Consider the following 21,712-nt stretch of genomic DNA (forward strand, 5'->3'; position numbering starts at 1 on the left):
CGCTTCGCGCCGCCTTTCTCTTCTTGGGTTTTGCGACAGCTCAGCTATATTACATGGCTATTGCGTACGTCCTCAAACAAGACTTGGATTGTTGTGGCGTACTATGGCATCAAACATCGGGTTCTTTGTTTTACTACAAGTCTCCAAGCACAAATTTTGTCAAATCTATAGCCATAGCCAAGTAAGTTAAGACATTAAACCCAAAAGAGAGTTGCGGCGCTTCGCGCCGCAACTCTCTTTTGGGTTTTGTTTTTGTCATAACATAACTGGCTATGGCTATATATATCCAGATACTTAGACGCTATTTCATTTCCATTTCATATTCCCATGAAATAATCGACTGAATAAAAAAAATTATTACTCTCATTCCCCATGTTGAGATTTCCTACTTCAGGCTTGATGAGTTTATCGCTATGTACCTATTTAATTGCTAATCCTGCATTAGTTCTTGCCCATGCAGGACATGGCAATGAATTTAAAGGAAGCAGTACGACTCAAACCACAGGAATTTCCGTGGATCAGGAAGTGGCTAAGCGTTTGGGTATTAAGGTAGAACCAGTTAAACGCCAAGCTCTCAAACTAGCACTTAAGACGACGGGACAAATTGAGACTTTGCCAAGCCAAAAAGCGAAGGTGACAACTCCGATTAAGGGAACGATTTTAGCTTTATTGGTGGAACCTAATCAAAAAGTAGAGGCTGGTCAGCCTGTGGCAGTGCTTTCTAGCCCTGAGTTAGCAACCTTAAAAGTCGAGGCGATCGCCAAACAATCTGAGGCGGATGGCAATGCGATGTCGGCGATCGCTAATTTGCAACTGGCTGAACAAAATCTTGCACGGCAAAAATCTCTAGTCGAAGCTGATATTCAGCAGGCTCAAACGGAACTAAATCTCGATAAAGAACGTTTCGATCGCGATCGCGAATTATTTACGCAAGGCGCAATCACCAAGCGGCAAATGCAGGAATCGGAATCTAAATATGTTGCCGCCAAAGCGTCTTTAGCCAAAGCCTCCAGTCGTTTACCTTTGCTTGAAGCGGAAGCCCAAATGAGTCGGGCGGCGGCGGATGTCCAAGTAGCGCGATCGCGTATTTCCCTGAGTGGTGCTGCCTATGAAGCAAGGCGCAATCAGTTAGGGGCGATCGCTAATCCTGATGGTACGGTGACGGTGGTTAGCCCGATCGCTGGCGTGGTTAGCGATCGCGAGGCAACTTTGGGCGAATCGGTGGAGGAGTCAGGCAAACCGATTATGACCATTGTAAATGATCAGCAAGTCATGGCTTCGGCAAATATCTATGAAAAAGATTTAAGCCAAGTGCGGATTGGTCAAGCCATACAGGTAAAAGTAGTGGGAGAAAATACCAGCTTTGCGGGTAAGATTATTGCGATTGGCTCAACTGTGGATAGTGCCACTCGCGTTGTACCTGTAAAAGCCACAATCAATAATGCTCAGGGCAAATTAAAGGTGGGGATGTTTGCCGATTTAGAGATTATTAGCAATCGCACTTCGGAACCTGTAATTGCTGTTCCCATTGCCTCGGTAGTAGAAAGCAACAATAAGCAATTAGTATTTGTACAGAATGGAACTAAGTATCAACCAGTGGAAGTGAAGTTGGGGCGAACTTCTGGCGATTTGGTAGAAATTCAAGACGGTTTGTTTGAGGGGGATCTTGTCGTTACCCAAAGGGCAAATCAGATCTTTGCTCAATCTTTGCGTGGCGATACTCAAGACAAGAAAGGTAATGCCAATGATGACCATCACGACTCTGAGCAAAGCGTCTCGACAATTAGCCAAGGTTGGCTAGTCATGGTGATCGCTTTGGGGGCGATCGGTGGTGGTGCAGTCGTTGCGGCAGCTTTTTGGTTAGGCAGGCGATCGGGTACAAAAATGGTAATTCTACGCGAGCCATCGGATGAGCGATCTAAGGTAAGCGATCGAATTGAACAATAGCCTCTTTATTTCATCGTGATTTCATAGTTGTATGCGAGAGTGAGACGCTACAAACACTTACTCTCAAAACATCAATTCATGCTCAATGGGATTCTCAAATGGTCGATCGCACAGCGCTGGTTAGTCATTATCGGCGCAGTAATCATCACCTTTTACGGAATCTATACGATCGCCAAAATGCCCTTGGACGTATTCCCTCCCTTTGCGCCACCGCAAGTTGAAATTCAAACCGAAGCCGCAGGATTAGCCCCCGAAGAAGTGGAATCCTTGGTAACTTTGCCCATTGAGAGCGCTATTAATGGCACTGCGGGAGTAAGTGCTGTTAGGTCTTCGAGTGCCGCCAGTATTTCGGTGGTGCGGGTCATTTTTAAATGGGGAACTGATATTTATCAGGCGCGGCAATTGGTAACGGAACGCTTACAGGCGGCTCGGAGCAAGCTTCCCACATCCGTGGAAACCCCAAAAATTGCACCGATTAGTTCACCCATTGGCACGATTGTGACCTATGCCTTTACTTCTAAAAATAATGACTTGATGGAAGTACGGCGACTTGTTGATTGGCAAGTTACGAACCGCTTGCTTGCCGTGTCAGGAGTTGCCCAAGTGATTGTCTTTGGTGGCGATGTGCGACAATATCAAGTTCTCGTTGCCCCTGAAAAACTCCAAGCTTTTAATGTATCGCTGCAAGAGGTATCGGATTCAGTGGCGGCAGCAAATGTGAATGCGGCGGGGGGCTATTTGATTACACCCGATCGCGAAAAATTGATTCGAGGTATTGGGCGGATTGAGGATATTGAGGCTCTCAAGCAGTCAGTGATTACGGCGCGTAATGGTGTGCCTATAAGAATTAGTGATGTCGCTGACGTAAAAATTGGTGCAGCCGTGAAGCGTGGTGATGCCAGTGTGAATACTCAAAAAGCAGTTGTGGCAATTATCAATAAACAACCGCAAGCTGATACGCCGACCGTCACCCGTGCGGTGGAAGCCGCCATGAATGAGGTGAAAGCTGGCTTGCCTGAGGGCATTGAAATTAACACCACATTCAGTCAAGAAACGTATATTGATGCTTCCATTGAAAATGTTCAGGAAGCATTAATCGAAGGAAGTGTTATCGTTGCCCTGATTCTGATTCCCTTTTTGATGAATTGGCGGAACTTAGCGGTCTGTTTGGTGGCTTTGCCTTTGTCTTTATTGATTGGATTATTAACTCTCAATTGGTTGGGACAGGGCTTAAACACTATGACCTTGGGAGGTTTAGCCGTCGCAATCGGTTCGGCGGTTGATGATGCGATCGTGGATGCGGAAAATGTGTACCGATGTCTGCGCGAAAATAAACATTCTGACAAGCCTCAACCCGTTTTAGAGGTCGTATTTGCAGGCTGTCAAGAAGTGCGGGATTCTGTATTTGGCGCGACGATCATCACCATTGTGGTTTTCTCTCCCGTCTTTGCACTTACGGGAGTAGAAGGAAGCATTTTTATTCCGATGGGATTGGGCTACTTAGCCGCAGTATTAGCCTCTAGTTTTGTGGCGCTCACGGTTACACCTGCGCTTTGTGCAATTTTGCTACCCTATGGACATCTACCTGAGCGAGAGCCTTGGGTTGCAAGATTTTTTAAGAAACTGTATTTGCCCTTAATCAAATTTGCAATGCAGAGATCGCCAATTATTATTGGGATTGCCGCAGCTAGCTTAGTCCTATCCGTGATCGCTGTTCCTTCCTTTGGGCGCATCTTTCTGCCTGAATTTCAGGAGCAATCACTAGTTAATACCTTGCTGCTTTATCCCAGTTCATCCCTAGAGGCAACCAATAGCGCCGCCTCAGTGCTAGAGCATAAACTCAAGGACAATCCGAGATTCCAAAATATTCAGGTGCGCTCTGGTAGGGCAGAAGGGGATGCTGATGCCGCAGGAGTGAACTTGGCACATGTGGATGTGGAGTTGAGCGAGGCAGGAATGAAGGATCGTAAAGCTAGTGTTGATTTATTGCGCCAAGAGTTTGGGAAGGTGATCGGTGCGGCTCCGAATGTGGGCGGATTTATTTCCCATCGGATGGATGAGGTTTTATCGGGGGTGCGAAGTGCGATCGCTGTCAAAATCTTTGGCGCAGAGCTAGAGCAACTTCGCAGTTTGGGGCAACAGGTAAATGATGTGATGCGATCGGTTGAAGGTATTGTCGATTTACAACTAGAACCGCAGATTCCTGTAGATCAAATTCAAATTAAGTTCGATCGCGTGGCGGCGGCGAGATATGGGCTAACCATTGGCAAATTATCGGAAACGATTGAGACTGCCCTAAATGGCAGAGTAGTTTCCCAAGTTTTAGAACAGCAACAAACCTTTAATCTGGTGGTATGGCTGAAGCCTGAAGCGCGTCAGAGTCTCGAGATGATTGGGAATCTGGTCGTGGATACTCCTAGCGGTAATAAAATTCCCTTGGCACAGGTGGCGAAGGTGATCGATGGCAAGGGCGCAAATACGATTAATCGGGAAAATGTGTCGCGCTTGATTGTCGTGGCGGCAAATGCACAGGGACGGGATTTACGCTCAGTGGTGAATGAAATTCAGGCGAAGGTGAAACAACAGGTGCAGATACCTACGGGTTACTACATCCAATATGCAGGACAGTTTGAGGCTGAGGAAAGAGCTTCTCAAAATATTGTTCTCTTCAGTGCGATCGCCTTTGTGGTGATCACGGTGATCATGTATCTCTCGGTCAAATCGATCGCTTCCACTTTAATGATTATGATTAACCTGCCACTGGCGATGGTGGGCGGCGTGATTGCGGTGATGCTAACGGGTGGAATTTTGTCAATCGCTTCCTTGGTGGGGTTTGTGACGCTTTTTGGCGTTGCCACTCGCAATGGCTTACTACTAGTTGACAACTACAACACCAAATTTGCATCAGGAATGCCCTTGAGAGATCTATTAGTCCAAGGCTCAATGGAACGACTCAATGCAATTCTGATGACCGCTTTTACATCAGCGCTAGGATTAGCGCCCCTAGTTGTGGCGGGTGGTGCGGGTAAGGAGTTACTGCAACCTCTATCGATTGTGGTTTTGGGTGGTTTATTTACCTCCACTGCGCTCACGCTGTTAGTACTTCCCGCCATCTATGCTCGCTTCTGGAAATATCTCATTCCCAAACAGAAAGAGAAGACCCACGAACAAGGGGCTTAAGCCCCTTGTTCGCAAACCTTTGTTCGCCAACTCACAAAAGTGTTGTCACACTTTCGTGAATTGAAAAGCAACCCCAGTAATGATTTTAAAAACTAAAAATTGTAGCCATTTTTAGTTTTGGGATAAAACTTATATCAGGAGACTTCCACTATGCAATCTTTAAAATCTCTCGCCATCTCATCAGGACTAATAGGCATCATCGCGATCGCTGCCTGTGCGAGTCCTGCTCCAGAGTCCAAACCAGCAAATCCTTTCCCAAATTCCCCTAGCTCCAGTGAACCCAAAGCTAATGCATCTGCAACAGCTAGTCCTAAAGCCAGTGAGAAAGTAAATGAGAAAGCAGGTAAACCCAATCAAGGTGGGCAAGTTGTTGAATCTGGAGCATACCATTTGGAATTGGTCACGATCAATGAAGAAGGGGGTGTGCATATCGATCTATTCTTACAAAATGGCAGCGATCATTCGCCAATCCCTGACGCGAAGGTAAGCGCACAGGTTCAACTTCCCAATGGCACGAAAAAAGCTTTGGAAATGCCCTATAAAGAGGACGGCAAACATTATGGGGCATTGCTATCGGAAACAATTGCTGGGGAATATAAAGTGGTCATTCTCAGCGAGATTAAAGGCGAAAAAATCAATGGTAGATTTAGCTTTAAGCGATAAGGGTTTTGTCAAGTGCGTTGCAAAATGCCGCACTTGACATGATTGCAAATACGAGAAAAACCTATGCGAATTCTCTTAGTAGAAGATGAACCAGATCTCGGCGCAGCGATCGCCCATCGATTGCGTCAAGAAAAATATGTCGTGGATTGGGCGAAGGATGGCGCTGAGGCTTGGAATTATTTAGAAAGTCAATGGACTCAATATACTGTCGGCATTTTTGATTGGATGTTGCCTAAGTTGTCAGGATTGGAATTATGTAAGAAATTGCGATCGCAAAAAAGTACTTTGCCAATTTTGATGCTCACAGCCAAAGATAGCCTCGAAGATCGCGTGATTGGCTTAGATGCAGGAGCCGATGACTACTTGGTGAAACCCTTCGGCATGGTTGAGTTATTGGCTCGATTGCGAGCCTTACAAAGGCGATCGCCCCAATTGCAAGCAATTCAACTAAAAGTAGGCAATCTTACGCTTGATTACAATACAGCAACAGTTTCCTCTGAAGATACTAATGGCAAATCCACACAAGTTGCGCTGACGGCAAAAGAGTTTCAGCTTTTAGAGTACTTCATGCAGCGTCCCAATCAGGTTATTTCTCGCGATCAAATCCTCTATCAGCTATGGGAAGTCCAATCCGAACCAGAAAGCAATGTGGTTGCCGCCCAAATGCGCTTGCTAAGACGCAAACTAGCGGATAGTAATTGCCTCATTTCCATTGAAACTATCTATGGATTAGGGTATCGCCTGAATCAGAAAACCTGAATTTAAAAAGGGAGACAGATGAACCAGAATAGTCTATTTTTTCGCGCCCGTTGGCGGCTTGCAATTTGGTATTCAGGAGTGATGGGTATCATTCTTTGTATAGCAGGAGTAGGAGCCTATCAGATGATGGTTCATGCCCATTGGCAAGGATTACAGGATGAGATCGAGTCAGTAGCGGGAACTCTGCACGACACACTGGAGCCAATGCTACAGCAGCCCGATCGCATGAGTCCCTATGTCCAAAATGTACTACCTAATCTCTGTGTCGTAACTGAACCATGCGCGAAAAATCAACAAAATCTGAGCAATCGCCATATTCTCGGTGTTACCCAAACCAATGCGTACTACATCCATTTTCGCGATCGCAATCATCAAACAATCGCCACAGTTGGCAACCTACCAGAAGCAGAATTCAACCAAAATTCTGTTTGGCAGATGATTCAGGACAATCAAGGTCATCGCTACTATCAGTTCTCATTATTACTCAAAAATTCCGCAGGTTTACCTTGGGGCTATATGCAGATTGGGAGATCGATGGCAGAGTACGAGCAGCATTTAAGCGAGTCGAGACTAGCTCTATTATTGGGGCTACCCATTGGCTTGGTAGCGATCGCGATCGCCAGTTGGTACTTAACCAAAATCGCCATGCAGCCTGTTTATACTTCCTATCAACAGATTCAACAATTCACCGCCGATGTTGCCCATGAGCTACGCACACCCCTCGCCGCAATCAGGGCAACCGTTGAATCATCCTTAGCAATGGATGTACTTCTCGAAAATGATTCACGCAATATCTTAAGCGTAATTGAACGCCAAAATAGTCGTCTGTCTCAACTGGTTGGAGATTTATTATTATTATCACGATTAGATATCGAGACAAGTTCATCCCATTTCTCACCCTGTTGTCTCAATGATATTCTCAGCGATCTGATCGAAGAGCTAGCACCCCTCGCTTTAACTTCAAACCTTAACCTAAAGCTAAATCTCAAAACTGAAACACGCATCTTTGTGATGGGCAATGAGTCCCAGCTATATCGGCTATTCTCCAACCTCATCGCCAATGCTATTCAATATTCCAACGTAAATGGAAAGATTACTGTTTGCTTGACCATGCAGGATCGTGAAGCGATCGCCTATATTCGTGATACAGGTATTGGCATTGCCCCACAGGATTTACCATACATTTTCGATCGCTTCTATCGCGCTAATAGAGATCGCTCACGGACTACAGGCGGCTCTGGTTTGGGGCTAGCCATTGCTAAGGCGATCGTCCATAAACATCGTGGCAACGTCCAAGCCATCAGTGAGTTTGGCAAGGGCAGTGAATTTATAGTGTCTTTACCAAGGTTATTAACTTAGCTAAATCAAAATCATGCCATGTTGCAAATTACTCAAGGAGGCTGCATCAATGGAATTGCCTCTTAAATCGAGGCGCAATAGCTTGTTGAGCTTAGCAATTTCTGGAGGCAACTTAGTGAGTTCGTTATAAGATAAATCTAGTTCGGTAATATTGATGAGATTGCCAATTTCCGCAGGGAGAGAAGTTAATTGATTATTACCAAGATAGAGATCTGTCAGATTTGTGAGGTTACCAATTTCTTGGGGCAAGCTGGTGAGTTGGTTTTTTCGTAAATCGAGTTCCGTTAAACTTTTGAGATTACCAATTTCTATGGGCAAGCTTTCTAAATAGTTTTCGCATAGATCAAACCATGTTAAAAATTTTAGGACTCCGATCTCGGATGGCAATTCCTTCAGAGCATTATTACTAAGATCAATTCTGGCAAGATTGGATAGGGATTTAATGTCTGGAGGCAATTGGGAGATTTTATTTTCTGCTAAATTTAGCACTGTCAAATTTTGGAGATACATGACAGCATTGGGAATTTTCGCAATTTGATTGCATTCTAAATGTAGCCAAGTTAGTTGTTGTAAATTGGCGATCGCATCTGGCAGGGTGGTCAACTGATTTTCACTCAGATATAGCCAAACTAAATTTGTTAATTTCCCAATTGCTTCAGGAACTGCGGTCATTTGCAGTTCACTAAGATACAGAGAAGTTGCCTCAGAAACTCTAGCGGTCTCAATTGCTTCAAATATTGCCTGTTCGTTCATTGTGGGGTTTTATGGTACGCAAAGTACAAATCGGTAACTATGGGGTCACATACTACTCAGAGGGAGATGCCAGCAATCCTGCAATTTTGTTTTTACATGGATTTATGGGCGATCGCGATGAGTTTAAACAAGCGATCGCGTTTTTGTCGAAACAGTTTTATTGTGTGGCAATCGATTTATTTGGGCATGGACAGACCTGTTTAATCGATCACAACTATCAAGATCTAGATGACATTCCCCAACCAGAGCATTACTACACAATACATTCCAGCGCCGATCTTGTCATTAATTTTTTGGATTTTCTTCGTTTGGATTACTGTTTCTTAATAGGTTACTCTATGGGCGGCAGGTTGGCTTTATATCTAACCATCCATTTCCCACAATATTTTTACAAAGTAGTCTTAGAATCAGCCTCCGCAGGTTTACGCACAGATGCCGAAAGGAGCGATCGCTTAGCCAAAGATTACCAACTTGCCACTAAATTAGAAAGTGGTGATTTTAGGCAATTTCTAGAAAACTGGTATCAACAGCCTATTTTTAATTCGCTGCGATCGCATCCAGATTTCCAGCAGTTACTAGAACAAAGACTGAAAAATTCTCCATCGCAGCTCGCTAGATCATTGCGCGATCTCAGTACAGGGATGCAGCCATCATTATGGGAAGATCTCCCTAAAATTAAAATCCCCTTACTTTTATTAGCAGGAGAGTTAGATCCTAAGTTTGTAAAAATCAATCAACAAATGGAACAACTAACTGAATATTCCCAGTTAGAAATTGTGCCTAGTTGCGGACACAATATCCATTTTGAAAATCCAAAATTGTTTGTCGAAAAGATTCAAGCTTTTTTTCAGAAATAAAGCTTGACACCCTGTGCAAATTTTACCCCCCTTAGTCCCCCCTTGAAAGGTGGGGAAAGTTAAATCCTCCCCCTTTCAAGGGGGAGTTAGAGGGGGTTTTAAAGATTTTGTGCCTAGTTGCGGACACAATATCCATTTTGAGAATCCAAAATTGTTTGTCGAAAAGATTCAAGCTTTTTTCAGAAATAAAGCTTGACACCCTGTGCAAATTTTACCCCCCTTAGTCCCCCCTTGAAAGGTGGGGAAAGTTAAATCCTCCCCCTTTCAAGGGGGAGTTAGAGGGGGTTTTAAAGATTTTGTGCATCAAGTATATGAATGCATTTCTTTCTAGCTAGCTTCTTGCCGAAGCAATATTTTTTAAATCAGGACGAGTGGCAGGGGCAAAAAAGAGAGACTCAAAGGAAGCATCACGATTGCCTAGAGTTTCATAGAAGAAAAAAGAAAACCCATCAAAGGACATCTCACGCGCAACTTTTACCTGTCCCTTAATTTGACGCATATCGACATTTTGAATTCTTAAACCTGTCAAAATCCCAACAGCGACAGGAACTTTTTGGCGAATTTCTTGCCATTCAGGACGTTCTAGCTCTTTGGTAAAGTTTTCGATATTATCTCGGTAGAGTTGCACGACTAACTCATCGACTAATCCTAAATAAACCCAGCTATACCAATCTTGGAGATACTTTCTATAGGAAAAATCCTTAGGGTTAGGAGATAAAGAAATTAGACAGTTAGGTTTAACTGCTCTGACAGCTTTAGCGATCTTCTGCATCAAATTGCTAAGCTTGCTAGCACGCCATCGCATCCATTCAGGATCTTGAAAGTTGTCAGATGGCAACCTGCCGAAATGCTCTTTTTTGTACAAAGCAATTGTGTAATCATCGTAGCCAAGCTCCGCTGGCATACCAAAATGATCATCTAGCTGAATGCCATCTACATCATATTTTTTGACGACTTCCACAATTAGATCTGTCAAAAATTTTTGAACTTCAGGATGGGCAGGAGTTAACCAAACCAGTCGATGCTCATTATTTTCGCCATGAACGAAAACTTGAGAGCCATCTTTGCGGTTACTAACCCAGTCAGGATGTTGACGCATCAACTCCGAACCTTCCTCAGTCATTAATCCATATTCAAACCAAGGAATGACTGCAAAATTTTGCTCATGCCCCAACTCGATCACCTCGGCGAGCATATCGCGGTTTTGCAGGTCAGGGTTAGGATCGATTTCTACACCAAAGGACTTTTGGGCAACTTTACTGCGATACAGGGTATGCCCCCCATTCCAAACCGTAGGATACAGGGTATTAAACTTTAGGCGTTTTAATCTGTTAATGGCTTGCTGAAGCTTCTGGGTGGAAAATAAAACATCACTATCGACATTAGTGAGCCAGATGCCACGGAGTTCGTTGTTATTGGTAGGTCTAATTGGAATTGGGCTAATTGTAGGTTGATCAACTGTGTTAATAGCCGCATCACTAGCTGTTGCATTACTAGCAGTAGTTTGCGCGATCGCCCAAAAAGGAAAATTGAGCATTAACGCGATCACTAATCCTAAGAATGTTAAAAGTAGAAAGCGTAATCGTGATCGCCAAGACGCAAAATTAATTTTCCCCATAACAAATGAGCTAGGTAAGCTCTAACTCCTCAAATTTAGGCTTCAACTTTTTCAACCATTATTGTATAGCTATTTTTAGCACCAGAAAAACACATAAAAGCGAACTGTGCAATTCTTTTATAGCTGTCGCCAAGTGTATAAGACATAAAGCCCAAGAAGAGAAAGGCGGTGCTAAGCGCCGCCTTTCTCTTCTTGGGTTTTGAGTTTGTCCTAACATAAGCGACGGCAGCTATACTTTACAAGTCTCGTAGCTGTGCTCCCAAAAGATTGCGGTTCATTTCTAAAATCGGGCATAACAAATCAGCAATATCCTTAGGCAAGATCTGTTTAACCACATCCTGCATCACTAAATAAGTCACATTACAAGCTTCCTGTGCGCCAAAAGCCTGCATGATTGTCTGAAACCAATATAAAAACTGCTGTCGCAAAAGTTCGGGGTCATCCAACAAAACTGTCATTGCTGAATGACGCAATACCCGCAAAGTATCTTGTTTCCATTTAATTCGCGTATCTTCACCTTTGATTAACAAGGCTTTGGGCTGCGATGCTTGAATTTTGGCAAAAACCGCTTCAACAATTTCTGTCTCTACGGCTTTGATCCGACGATAGGCTTCTACCCTTGCATCAAAGGAGTTGATATAGTTATCCATAAACTGCAATTCATCATCGCTCGCGTAGCGACCATCTGAGTTTATTCCTAGTTGTTGCAGTTTACTTAACATAGTTGACGATACTTTGTCCGATAAAAGTGCTATCTATAGTTTATATGGCTAACAGCTTGAAACCATCCGCCACTTTAAGCATTATGTCTAGTGATCGCAGATTTTTTGTTACGATCCAGATAAATTGATAAACATCTATGCGATCGTTCGCCGCAATATCCTGTCATGTTATCTGACAACGAACACATTGAAGGGCTATTCCCAGAAGCGGCACAAAACTGGGACTTAAATCGACTCTACGCCGATTTACAAGCTGCTAGTGGTAAGGAAATTAAACCATTTGAAAAAGCTTGTTTACGGGGGTTACTCTGTCGCTATCGGCCGGGGCAGCTTGCCTTTAAATTGGCATGGACTTCGGGAGCTTTGCGGGTGGAGTTAAATAAGGGGTTATATAGATCACTAGAAGCGATCGCCGATCAGCCCATTAATACTTTACGTTGGGAAAAAGTCCCTGAATGGCTAGAGGCAAAAGGCTATAAGGCTCAGCGTCAAAGTTTGCATGATCCTGCGGTCAATTCGTCAACTAGTTCGCAGACGAATTTGGCTGATTGGGGTGAAGCTCCGAATATTCAAACCTTTTATGGGCGGATTGAAGAAATTGCCAAATTAGAGCAGTGGATTGTAGGCGATCGCTGTCATCTCTTGGCAATTTGTGGCATGGGTGGCATTGGCAAAACGGCACTAGCAGTGAAGTTAGTCGAAAATATTCAATCGCAGTTTGATTGCCTAATTTGGCGATCGCTACGAGGCGCACAGCCCACTGCTCAATTAATCGCCGATCTGCTGCAATTTCTCAACCATTCTCAGCAAACAGGTTTTAGTATTTCTGATCTATTAGAGGTTTTACGTCAGAAGCGTTGTTTAATCGTGCTGGATGACTTTGAGGCAACCCTCCAAGATGGGGAACTAGTGGGAGCCTATCGTCAAGGTTGCGAATTATATGCTGAATTGTTGCAGCGTGTGGGGGCAGAGCGCCATCAAAGTTCTTTAATCCTGATTGGGCGCGAACAACCCAAAGAAATCTCAATGCACCAAGGGGAAGATCAACCAATTCGCTATTACAAAGTGAATGGATTACAACGCCAAGGAGCCTTTGAGTTGCTAAGAGCCAGAGGCTTTAAAGGTTCTGAGAATGGACTAGATGCGCTGATTCAACAATATCGCGGCAATCCTTCGGCACTGCGAATTGTGGCAGGGACAATTCAGGAACTCTTTAATGGAAATGTTTCAGAATTTCTCAAACAGACCGCTCTGGCGCTCGGTGATGTGTTACGCACCTTGCTCTATCAACAGTTTGAACGGCTCTCAAAATTAGAAAAAGATGTGTTGTATTGGCTCGCCATCAAGCATCGTCCAGTCTCTCTCTCCACCTTGCGCTCGGAGATGAATTTACAAGCCTCTGGTTCAGAACTAATTGATGCCCTTGAGTCATTACGATGGCGATCGCTAATTGAGAAAATCAGCGAGCAGGGAGAAGTAATGTTTTTGCTAGAGCCTGTGGTCTTAAAGTACGTCAGTCGCCAATTTGTGGAAGAGGTCAACAAAGAGATTACGGCGATCGCCATGCAGCAAAATCTTAAATCCATTAATTTATTGCAAAGTCATGTTTTAGTCGAAGATCGCGCCCCCGACTCGATTCGGGCGATGCAGATTCGGCTAGTGCTGAAACCAATTAAAGACAAACTCAATAAAGCGATCGCCAAAAACAATATTGAGCTAGATTCCCTAAGAGAGTTACTTGCTAGTCATCAACAGACAAAACCAACAGAAGGCACAAGTTACACCGAAGTTAATCTCGCTCTAATCGGCTTATGGTGGTAGTTATAGGCAATCTCGCTGAATATCAATAGAGATAAGCGATCGCCTTAATTTATAAGATAAAATCCCCAGTTAATATATTACCTGCGCGATCGCAAAACATGATGTTTAGCTTTCTAAAAAGAAACCGTGATTTGGAAACACCTGAATATCAACTATGGCGACAGCAGTTTATGCAAAAGAGACTTAGTTTAGGAATGCGAATTGCATTCTTTTACTTTGTCACATTACTAGGTGAGCAATTTATATATTTATTACGGGGTTCCACTCACTTTTCGCAAATTTGGCTTATTACCATTCTGATAATTTTAGCAGCAATTATCTATGGCACAAACCATCTCAAAAGACTGCGCTCACCATTACAAACTTCACTGATTTTCTTAAGCATTTCTTGGACAATTACAATATTAATCCAACTTGTTGACACCATAAGTAGGCGAGTCAAGCCAGAGATGATGTTAATTTGGTGGATGGTGACATTTTTCTCTCAAGCCACTTTAGTGCCAGTCCGTTGGCGATTTCATCTCATTTCACAATTAGGAGGATTAGCCTATTATTTTATAGTAAATACTGCTGTAGGTATTGATGTGATTCCTAATAATATACCTACAATCTCTTGGTTTATTAATATATTTTGGACTTGTTTTATTAGCAATATTTCTGTTTATCTCTATGAGAAATTAGCTAAGTCAGAATTTTATGCTCGCAATACCTCTGAGAAACTGTTACTAAATATCTTACCTGAATCAATCGCAATGAGGCTCAAAGATGATGAGAACACTATTGCCGATAGCTTTACCGATGTGACAGTTTTATTTGCAGATATTGTCGGATTTACACAACTTTCTAGTCATTTACCACCCGACCAAGTTGTGGAATTTCTCAATCAAATTTTTTCGCAATTTGATCGCTTAGTCGAAATCCATCAATTAGAAAAGATTAAAACCATCGGTGATGCCTATTTGGTAGTATCGGGACTTCCCTATCCGCGACCTGATCATACTGAGGCGATCGCTGATATGGCGATCGATATGCAAATAGCGATGTATAAATTCAATCAAGAGACAGGAAAAAACCTGAGTATTCGCATTGGTATTCACACAGGTCCCGTAGTTGCAGGTGTCATCGGACTGAAAAAATTTGCTTATGACCTTTGGGGAGATACAGTTAATACAGCCTCACGCATGGAATCCCACGGAATTGCAGGTAAAATTCAAGTCAGTGCATGTGCTTATGAGCGCCTTAAACATCTCTATAAGTTTGAAGAAAGAGGTGTAATCACAGTCAAAGGTAAGGGAGACATGACCACCTATTTTTTATTGGGCAAAGTATTAGGGACTTGCCTCTAAAATACTCAGAGCCACAGCCTCTGCTACCTTAATACCATCAATTCCCGCCGAGAGAATTCCTCCTGCATAGCCTGCACCTTCCCCCGCAGGGAAGAGTCCTTCGGTATTTAGACTTTGATATTTTTCATTGCGCTTAATTCTAATTGGCGAAGAAGTGCGCGTTTCCACGCCTGTGAGCATGGCATCATCCATCGCAAACCCCTTGATTTTTTTATTAAATTCGGGAATCGCTTCACGAATGGCAGCGATCGCATAGTCAGGCAAACTCTCACTGAGATCGCCCAAAAGTACATCTGGTGTATAGGATGGATGCACAGTGCCGAGAGCCTTAGAAGGACGATTCGCCAGAAAATCTCCGACTAACTGAGCAGGAGCTGCATAGGTTCCGCCACCAAGCTCAAAGGCATGGGATTCTAAACGACGCTGAAAATCAATACCTGCAAGGGGATGCTCTGGATAATCATCGGGGGTAATGCCTACGACGATACCACTATTGGCATTGCGTTCATTGCGCGAATATTGACTCATGCCATTAGTCACTACACGCCCAACTTCCGAAGTTGCCGCCACGACTAATCCCCCCGGACACATACAGAAGCTATAAACCGAGCGACCATTTTTGCAGTGATGTACTAGTTTGTAATCAGCAGCACCTAAGGTTTTATGTCCTGCATAATCACCAAATCTAGCGCGATCAATGAGCGTTTGTGGATGCTCAATTCTGAAACCAATCGAGAAAGGTTTTGCTTCGATATATACGCCGTGGTTGTAGAGCATTTGGAAGGTGTCACGGGCACTATGACCGACAGCCAAAACTATATGATTGCTAGCAATATATTCGCCACTAGCAAGGGTCACTCCCTTCGCTTTGCCATTTTGAATATCAATATCTTCTACTCGACTTTGAAAATGGATTTCTCCACCAAGTTCTTCAATTCTGGCACGGAAATTCTGGACGATGCCAACAAGCTTAAATGTCCCAATATGCGGCTTATTGATATAGAGAATTTCAGGTGAGGCTCCTGCATTCACAAATTCGGTGAGAACTTTGCGCCCATAGTGTTGTGGGTCTTTGACTTGGCTATAGAGTTTCCCATCGGAGAAAGTGCCTGCACCACCTTCACCAAATTGAGCATTAGATTCAGGATTAAAAGCTGCTCTTTTTTTCCAGAAATTAAAGGTGTCGGCAGTGCGATCGCGTACTGCCTTACCCCGTTCTAAAATAATCGGACGAAATCCCATTTGCGCCAACATTAGCCCTGCAAACATCCCTGCGGGCCCCAGACCGATGACAATAGGACGAGTTTTTAAATTACTAGGAGCCTTGGCTACATGGTGATAACTCATGTCTGGCGTAATTGAGATATGTGGATCTGCTTGGAATTTTGCTAATAACTGCTTCTCTACAGATGTCTCAACATCAACGATGTAAACCAAGTAAATATCTGTTTTCTTTCGCGCATCATAACTACGCTTAAAAATAGAATAATTAGTTAATTCTTCTGGCTTAATTTGCAGCTTTTTGAGAATTGCTAATTTCAGCGCATCTTCAGGATGATCTAAGGGTAGTTTAATCTCAGTAATTCGTAACATAATTTAAGGCAATTCTTAGTTTATTAACTTAGCTGTAAGTACTTGAGCAAATCGCTTTAACATCAACAATGAAAGCCATGTACTCAAGTTCTTAGATTATTTGCATAAGTCCTAGAACTATTAATTATAGTTTGCAATTACATTAACAACTTTACCCTCAGCATCTATTTCCATGAACTCGGCTGCTTTCACTCCATTTTGATTAACTGAGAACTTGCACCATTCTGGAAAGGGGTTGCAAAGAGAGTAAAGATGTGAAAAAAAGGGCGTAGTAGTAAATTAAATAACGATTATGGAAAGCATCGTTAAGCACGCCCAAGGTTTAGTGTATAGCCTAATTTGTCTGATGCCAAGTGTGTATCAAAAAGCAAGTCTGAATGCAATATTAGGGCTATTTCTGGAAGCGCAAGGGCATCCCTATCCAGAACATACACAGGTAAAATCAGCGAGTGCATTAAGCCGATTTCTCAATCACTATAACTGGTCAACAAGAGGACTAATTCGAGCAACAAGGCTGTCAATTTTGGGGCAAATCGCCAAGCATCGCCCATCGAAGAGAGTGCCATTAAAGATACTGATAGACCTGACCACCTTAGAAAAAAGCGGCAAGTTTTTACATTTGAGCAATCCCACCCCAAACGAACCAGACCCATGGGTGAGAATCCTCAACGGAAAGCGAGGACTACATCTGGTTGTACTGTATCTGGTCTATGGAGAGTGGCGCGTACCATGGAGTTTTAGAGTATGGCGCGGCAAAGGATACTCCAGTCCCTCTGACTTAGCTTGTAAGTTATTGGGGACAGTACCCAAGCAACTAACCCAAGGCAAGACTGTGATTGTCCTTGCTGATACTGAGTTTAGTACGGTGAAGTTTTTCAATGCTGTCCGCGCCAAGTCTTGGCGCATCGTTGTCGGTGTCCGCAACAATCGTAAACTTCAAGATGGACGTACCGTCAAACAACTTTATCCCCATGGCAAACGTGGACAACTAATTTTACTGGAAGGGCTAAGTACGCCTTTGACGATCTCTTGGTTCTGGCTCAAAAGAGCCGATAGTAAACGGGAGTTACGCTTTGTGGTCTCTTCTCATCCTTATTCTGGCGCTTATCTGGTGATGTTAGGTCGTAAGCGTTGGGCGATTGAGGGATTCTTCAAAACCATCAAACATCGCTTTGGTTTGCATTGTTTTGGGCAATCTACAAAACTTGGCGTTTATCGTTGGCTTATCCTCTCTCTGCTTTCTTATCTTTTGGCTCATTGGATTGATCAATGGTCGTTTCCTCCCATCTTGGACTGGAAAGCTACCTGTGATTTAACCCTTTCTGTTTTATTCCCTTCTGTCCTTTGGTTGAAACTTCTCAGGTATCTTCAAATTAGTGCCGATATTGCTGCTCGTCATGGCTTTGAAATTATTCTCAAACCCATTCCCACTTGACTCTTTCACGAATGCTGCAAGATCTCAGTTAATGTAATATAGGACAATGCTAGAGATTCCCCACATGACATCGATTAGCTCAAATTTCAGATCAGGATAGAACGCTAGTCCTTTTTGGAAATATGCACGTAAAGCAGTCTTTCCTGACACTTTACCCGATGGGTCATTAAGTATTCTGGTAGCGATCGGTGATATCAGGACGATATCCTCACTGTAATGAGATAGAATCGCATCTAAATCATGGGAATTCCATGTCCTAATCCAATCTTCAGCAAAAGCCAAAGCTTGACTTTCTAGGGCAACCGCACACGTTTCTTAACAATTAACGAGATTTAGACAGCGACTATGTTTAAGGCACTTAGGACATCCTTAAGATAGTTATTGTTCCAGCCAGCTTTAAGACGTTTAGTCTTGACCCCGACCTTACTAGTTTTATCTCTTGACAACAAATTTAAACTGATATGACGTATAACAGCTAAGTTTTCGGCAATATAGCCTCGACAGGATTGAGAAGCATCCTCATTAAAGCCAACATCGAGAATCCAATGTAGTCGATTTTCAATACTCCAGTGATTTCTGACAGATTGGGAAAATCTGTGGACATCACTCTCAAGACTAAGCAGATAGTATCGCTGTTCAGTAGAAATAGTTCCATTTATAATTCGATCTGATTCAACCATACCAATACTTTTCAAACCTATCCATTTCTCCGCACCAATTAAGTATTCGGTATTACCCATTGTCCAATAGCGACGGGTTTCAATGCGCCCATGTCCTTTCTCAACCGTTTCATAGAACTGATGTTCAATATTTTTGAAGTTCTGTTCTCGTGCAGAGGTAAATAGTTCACGCACATCTTTATGGAGATTACCTTGATTGCCTTTCAGCGCTAACACATAATCTGCTCCCTCTTCGATGATTGTTTTCGCGATTTCGGTCTGACATCCCATTGCATCTATGCTCACCACTGAACCTCGTATCGCTAACATTTTTAGCAATGATGGAATCGCTGTTATTTCATTGGATTTCTCGTCTACTTTTTTCTGTCCCAATACCAAATGTTGTGATGCTGACCACACACTCACCATATGAATCAGACTACGTGAATTTCCTGATCCCTTTGCCCCTCTCAGAGTTTTGCCATCTATGTTAATCAATTCTCCATCGGTTGATTTATGGACTGCTTCCATCCAACTAATAAAGCTTTTTTGCAATTCTTCTGGCTTTAGTCTCGCAAATAATCTCTCGAATGTATCTACTGATGGTATGCCGTTGGCTAATTCCAAAAATGTCTTTAACCATTCTTCTTTCTCTTTGCCATATTCGGCGATTGCGATGAAATTATCAGCTCCACAGATCACTGCACAAATCGTGATTATCAATATGTCGAGCAGCTTATGCAGGATACCGTGTGCTGCTCTGGGATCTTGCAAGTTCCCAAAGTGGGTTTCGATTAATCCGATGGGGTTGACTGTATCTAGCATTTTGGGCTGCTCATTCTAAATATTCTCTATTCTCTCGTTTCTACCTTTTTCTCCTTGTTAAAAATGCTTACTAGTTTGTTAAGAAACGTGTGCGGTTGCCCTACTTGACTTTCTAGAATCATTTGTTCTCCTCTAATTTCATGTTAGGCTAATCACTCTCTAGCATAATCATTTTTATCTCAGAAATAAAAGTTTTTGCATCAGCGATCGCCCTATTAGCAATTATCTCATCAGCTACAAAATTGGTACTATAATCACCCGACTGTCGCAGATCGTAAGTACTTTTCAGGAGTTTAGCAATATCTAGGGAAAGCTTGCCCGTATGAGCAAAATGTAGATTTATCAATTTGATCACTCCTTTATGAGTAGAAGTATCTAAACCTTCTGAAAGCAGCAATGCCTGAGCAGCATAATACATCGCATAATAAGCACGAGATATACAAGAACGATAACGCTTTGCCTCATGCAAAAGTTCTGCTGTTTCTAAATCCTCGGATGATAAGCTCAAAAGTTTAGAGATTTCACTCATAGCTCAATACCTTCCCGCTTTACTACTCGAATAAAAGAAATTGCAGAATCTAAAAAGGCTGACTTCGCAGTAGGAATAATTGAAACTAATTCACCATATTTATCCATAAAGTGCCAACCAATATCAGATGTTCGATATATTTCCTCAGCCACATTTACAGGATCATCAAGGACTGTCATCACATCAATATCTGAGTCAGGAGTTGCTTCTCCCCTAGCTTGAGAGCCAAACAGAATCACGGAAAATAAGCGATCGCCATAAAGATTTACTAAACTAGCTTTTAGCTCCGTTAGTAAAGAGGATAATTGCTTGTTCTCAACGGTTTTCGTCATTGTGCCTGATTCCTGACACCTTGGATGCCAATCCTAATATAGCTCGTACTTCATCAACTGACAGGGCAAGGCTCCATTGAGTACCGCCGTTCGTTCCGCACACTTTAATCCAATCGTCTGCGATAACTGTTTATTACCACTCAGGACAAACGCAGTCCAGCCCTTAAATTGCTGCTTGAGAACATTCCCTAATTGCTTATAAAAAGCGCCCAAATCACTGTCACGTCCTAGCCTCTCACCATAGGGAGGATTGCAGAAAACAACGCCACTATCCGCAGGTGCGACCACTTCCGCTAGATCTAATGCTGAGAAATAGACATGATTGGCTAAGCCACAATTTTTGGCATTGATCATTGCTTGATCGACCACCTCAGGATTGCGATCGCTACCCCAGATAGGTGCAGGTAAAGCATCTAAACGATTATCATCAGCTTCTTGAATTAATTTGGCTAAAAGCTCTTGATCAAAATCTAGCCAAGTTTCAAAGCCAAAATGTTCGCGAAACATTCCGGGGGCAATATTTAGAGCTTTTAAGCTTGCCTCTAGTGGCAAAGTTCCTGAACCGCAGAGGGGATCGTAAAACATTTGATTGGGTTGCCAACCTGACATCTGGATAAGAGCAGCCGCAAGGGATTCCTTTAAAGGGGCGGCTCCCACCGCAGGACGATAACCGCGACGGTGGAGACTATTGCCAGAGCTATCGAGGCTAACGGTGCAACCATTGTCATCAATATGCACACCGATTCGCAAATCTGCTTCGTGGGTATCTACATCCGATCGCTCACCAAATCGATCCATCTGCTGATCAACGATCGCATTTTTGACTTTGAGCGCTGTAAAATGCGTGTGATTAAGCTGATCGTTTTTGCCAGTAGCATTCACAGACAAGGTCATTTCAGGGGTTAAAAATTCTGACCAGTCGATCGCTTTAATTCCTTGATAGAGATCATCCGCATCAAGGCAATCAAATTGATCGAGGTGCATTAAGATGCGGAATGGTAATCTTGCCCAGAGATTGACACGATAAAGTAAAGTGCGATCGCCTTCAAAGCTAACACCACAAAATCCCGCTTCAACGGAATGAGCACCTAGTTGTTCTAATTCCTGTGCTGCGAGGGCTTCTAAGCCTCTCGCCACAGTTGCAAAATATTGATTCATTAACCTATCATACTGTTACAGCGCATTGAGCTAACTTGAAACCGAGAGAAAATTTTAAAAGCATGGCTTCGCCATGCTTTTAAAATTTTCTCTGTACCGATTTAAGGGGGAGTTAGAGGGGGTAAAAGTAGAAATTTTTGCTAAACAGGATGCTTA

18 protein-coding genes are annotated in these 21,712 nt (G+C 43.1%); 9 read left to right on the top strand and 9 right to left on the bottom strand.

The window, feature by feature from the left end:
- The first annotated feature begins 372 nt into the window (after positions 1 to 372).
- The 5 genes from NMG48_RS02430 (at position 373) to rppB (ending at position 7,908) form a co-directional block, all read left to right on the top strand.
- Positions 373 to 1,947, top strand: coding sequence for an efflux RND transporter periplasmic adaptor subunit (locus NMG48_RS02430; protein ID WP_271253840.1), 1,575 nt, complete (start codon positions 373 to 375; stop codon positions 1,945 to 1,947).
- Positions 1,948 to 2,025: 78 nt separating this feature from the next.
- Positions 2,026 to 5,127 carry an efflux RND transporter permease subunit gene (locus NMG48_RS02435; RefSeq protein WP_271253841.1) on the top strand — a complete coding sequence of 1,034 codons (3,102 nt, stop codon included), beginning with the start codon at positions 2,026 to 2,028 and terminating at the stop codon, positions 5,125 to 5,127.
- 150 nt (positions 5,128 to 5,277) lie between these two features.
- Positions 5,278 to 5,790: a hypothetical protein gene (locus NMG48_RS02440; RefSeq protein WP_271253842.1), complete on the top strand. Its 513-nt coding sequence runs from the start codon at positions 5,278 to 5,280 to the stop codon at positions 5,788 to 5,790.
- 63 nt (positions 5,791 to 5,853) lie between these two features.
- The gene (rppA, locus tag NMG48_RS02445) at positions 5,854 to 6,549 is read left to right on the top strand and encodes a two-component system response regulator RppA (RefSeq protein WP_271253843.1); all 696 of its coding nucleotides are present in this window, start codon (positions 5,854 to 5,856) and stop codon (positions 6,547 to 6,549) included.
- Positions 6,550 to 6,567: 18 nt separating this feature from the next.
- Positions 6,568 to 7,908: a two-component system sensor histidine kinase RppB gene (gene rppB, locus NMG48_RS02450; protein WP_271253844.1), complete on the top strand. Its 1,341-nt coding sequence runs from the start codon at positions 6,568 to 6,570 to the stop codon at positions 7,906 to 7,908.
- On the opposite strand, the gene NMG48_RS02455 is transcribed toward rppB, so the two are convergent.
- Complete coding sequence (locus tag NMG48_RS02455) at positions 7,909 to 8,661, bottom strand: leucine-rich repeat domain-containing protein (protein WP_271253845.1); 753 nt, start codon at positions 8,659 to 8,661, stop codon at positions 7,909 to 7,911.
- An 11-nt stretch (positions 8,662 to 8,672) separates the two neighbouring features.
- On the opposite strand from NMG48_RS02455, the gene menH reads away from it, so the two are divergent.
- Positions 8,673 to 9,518 carry a 2-succinyl-6-hydroxy-2,4-cyclohexadiene-1-carboxylate synthase gene (gene menH / locus NMG48_RS02460; protein ID WP_271253846.1) on the top strand — a complete coding sequence of 282 codons (846 nt, stop codon included), beginning with the start codon at positions 8,673 to 8,675 and terminating at the stop codon, positions 9,516 to 9,518.
- 331 nt (positions 9,519 to 9,849) lie between these two features.
- Here the strand turns inward: menH and NMG48_RS02465 are convergent, their stop codons facing one another.
- On the bottom strand, positions 9,850 to 11,136 hold the full coding sequence (locus tag NMG48_RS02465) for a glycoside hydrolase family 10 protein (RefSeq protein WP_271253847.1): 1,287 nt from the start codon (positions 11,134 to 11,136) through the stop codon (positions 9,850 to 9,852).
- 236 nt (positions 11,137 to 11,372) lie between these two features.
- Positions 11,373 to 11,858 carry a phycobilisome protein gene (locus NMG48_RS02470; RefSeq protein WP_271253848.1) on the bottom strand — a complete coding sequence of 162 codons (486 nt, stop codon included), beginning with the start codon at positions 11,856 to 11,858 and terminating at the stop codon, positions 11,373 to 11,375.
- Positions 11,859 to 12,023: 165 nt separating this feature from the next.
- Between NMG48_RS02470 and NMG48_RS02475 the strand changes: the two genes are divergently transcribed.
- Together NMG48_RS02475 and NMG48_RS02480 are read left to right on the top strand one after the other, a co-directional pair.
- Positions 12,024 to 13,679 carry an NB-ARC domain-containing protein gene (locus tag NMG48_RS02475; protein ID WP_271253849.1) on the top strand — a complete coding sequence of 552 codons (1,656 nt, stop codon included), beginning with the start codon at positions 12,024 to 12,026 and terminating at the stop codon, positions 13,677 to 13,679.
- 98 nt (positions 13,680 to 13,777) lie between these two features.
- Positions 13,778 to 15,025: an adenylate/guanylate cyclase domain-containing protein gene (locus NMG48_RS02480; protein ID WP_271253850.1), complete on the top strand. Its 1,248-nt coding sequence runs from the start codon at positions 13,778 to 13,780 to the stop codon at positions 15,023 to 15,025.
- Here the strand turns inward: NMG48_RS02480 and NMG48_RS02485 are convergent.
- Positions 15,008 to 16,618: an NAD(P)/FAD-dependent oxidoreductase gene (locus NMG48_RS02485; RefSeq protein WP_271253851.1), complete on the bottom strand. Its 1,611-nt coding sequence runs from the start codon at positions 16,616 to 16,618 to the stop codon at positions 15,008 to 15,010. The genes NMG48_RS02480 and NMG48_RS02485 overlap by 18 nt on opposite strands.
- Before the next feature lie 292 nt (positions 16,619 to 16,910).
- On the opposite strand from NMG48_RS02485, the gene NMG48_RS02490 reads away from it, so the two are divergent.
- Positions 16,911 to 18,053 carry a transposase gene (locus NMG48_RS02490; RefSeq protein WP_271252192.1) on the top strand — a complete coding sequence of 381 codons (1,143 nt, stop codon included), beginning with the start codon at positions 16,911 to 16,913 and terminating at the stop codon, positions 18,051 to 18,053.
- 24 nt (positions 18,054 to 18,077) lie between these two features.
- Here NMG48_RS02490 and NMG48_RS02495 read toward each other — a convergent pair whose 3' ends face one another.
- From NMG48_RS02495 to NMG48_RS02515, 5 genes are all read right to left on the bottom strand, one after another.
- Positions 18,078 to 18,335 (bottom strand): nuclear transport factor 2 family protein, encoded by a 258-nt coding sequence (locus tag NMG48_RS02495; RefSeq protein ID WP_271253852.1) that lies wholly within the window; start codon positions 18,333 to 18,335, stop codon positions 18,078 to 18,080.
- A 50-nt stretch (positions 18,336 to 18,385) separates the two neighbouring features.
- The gene (locus NMG48_RS02500; RefSeq protein WP_271252233.1) at positions 18,386 to 19,537 is read right to left on the bottom strand and encodes an ISAs1 family transposase; all 1,152 of its coding nucleotides are present in this window, start codon (positions 19,535 to 19,537) and stop codon (positions 18,386 to 18,388) included.
- A gap of 148 nt (positions 19,538 to 19,685) precedes the next feature.
- Positions 19,686 to 20,066, bottom strand: coding sequence for a HEPN domain-containing protein (locus tag NMG48_RS02505; protein WP_271253853.1), 381 nt, complete (start codon positions 20,064 to 20,066; stop codon positions 19,686 to 19,688).
- Positions 20,063 to 20,398, bottom strand: coding sequence for a nucleotidyltransferase domain-containing protein (locus NMG48_RS02510; RefSeq protein WP_271253854.1), 336 nt, complete (start codon positions 20,396 to 20,398; stop codon positions 20,063 to 20,065). The genes NMG48_RS02505 and NMG48_RS02510 overlap by 4 nt, the downstream gene beginning before the upstream one ends.
- A 33-nt stretch (positions 20,399 to 20,431) precedes the next feature.
- Complete coding sequence (locus NMG48_RS02515) at positions 20,432 to 21,556, bottom strand: THUMP domain-containing class I SAM-dependent RNA methyltransferase (protein WP_271253855.1); 1,125 nt, start codon at positions 21,554 to 21,556, stop codon at positions 20,432 to 20,434.
- Positions 21,557 to 21,712 lie beyond the last annotated feature (156 nt).

Source organism: Pseudanabaena sp. Chao 1811, from assembly GCF_027942295.1.
Taxonomy (GTDB): domain Bacteria; phylum Cyanobacteriota; class Cyanobacteriia; order Pseudanabaenales; family Pseudanabaenaceae; genus Pseudanabaena.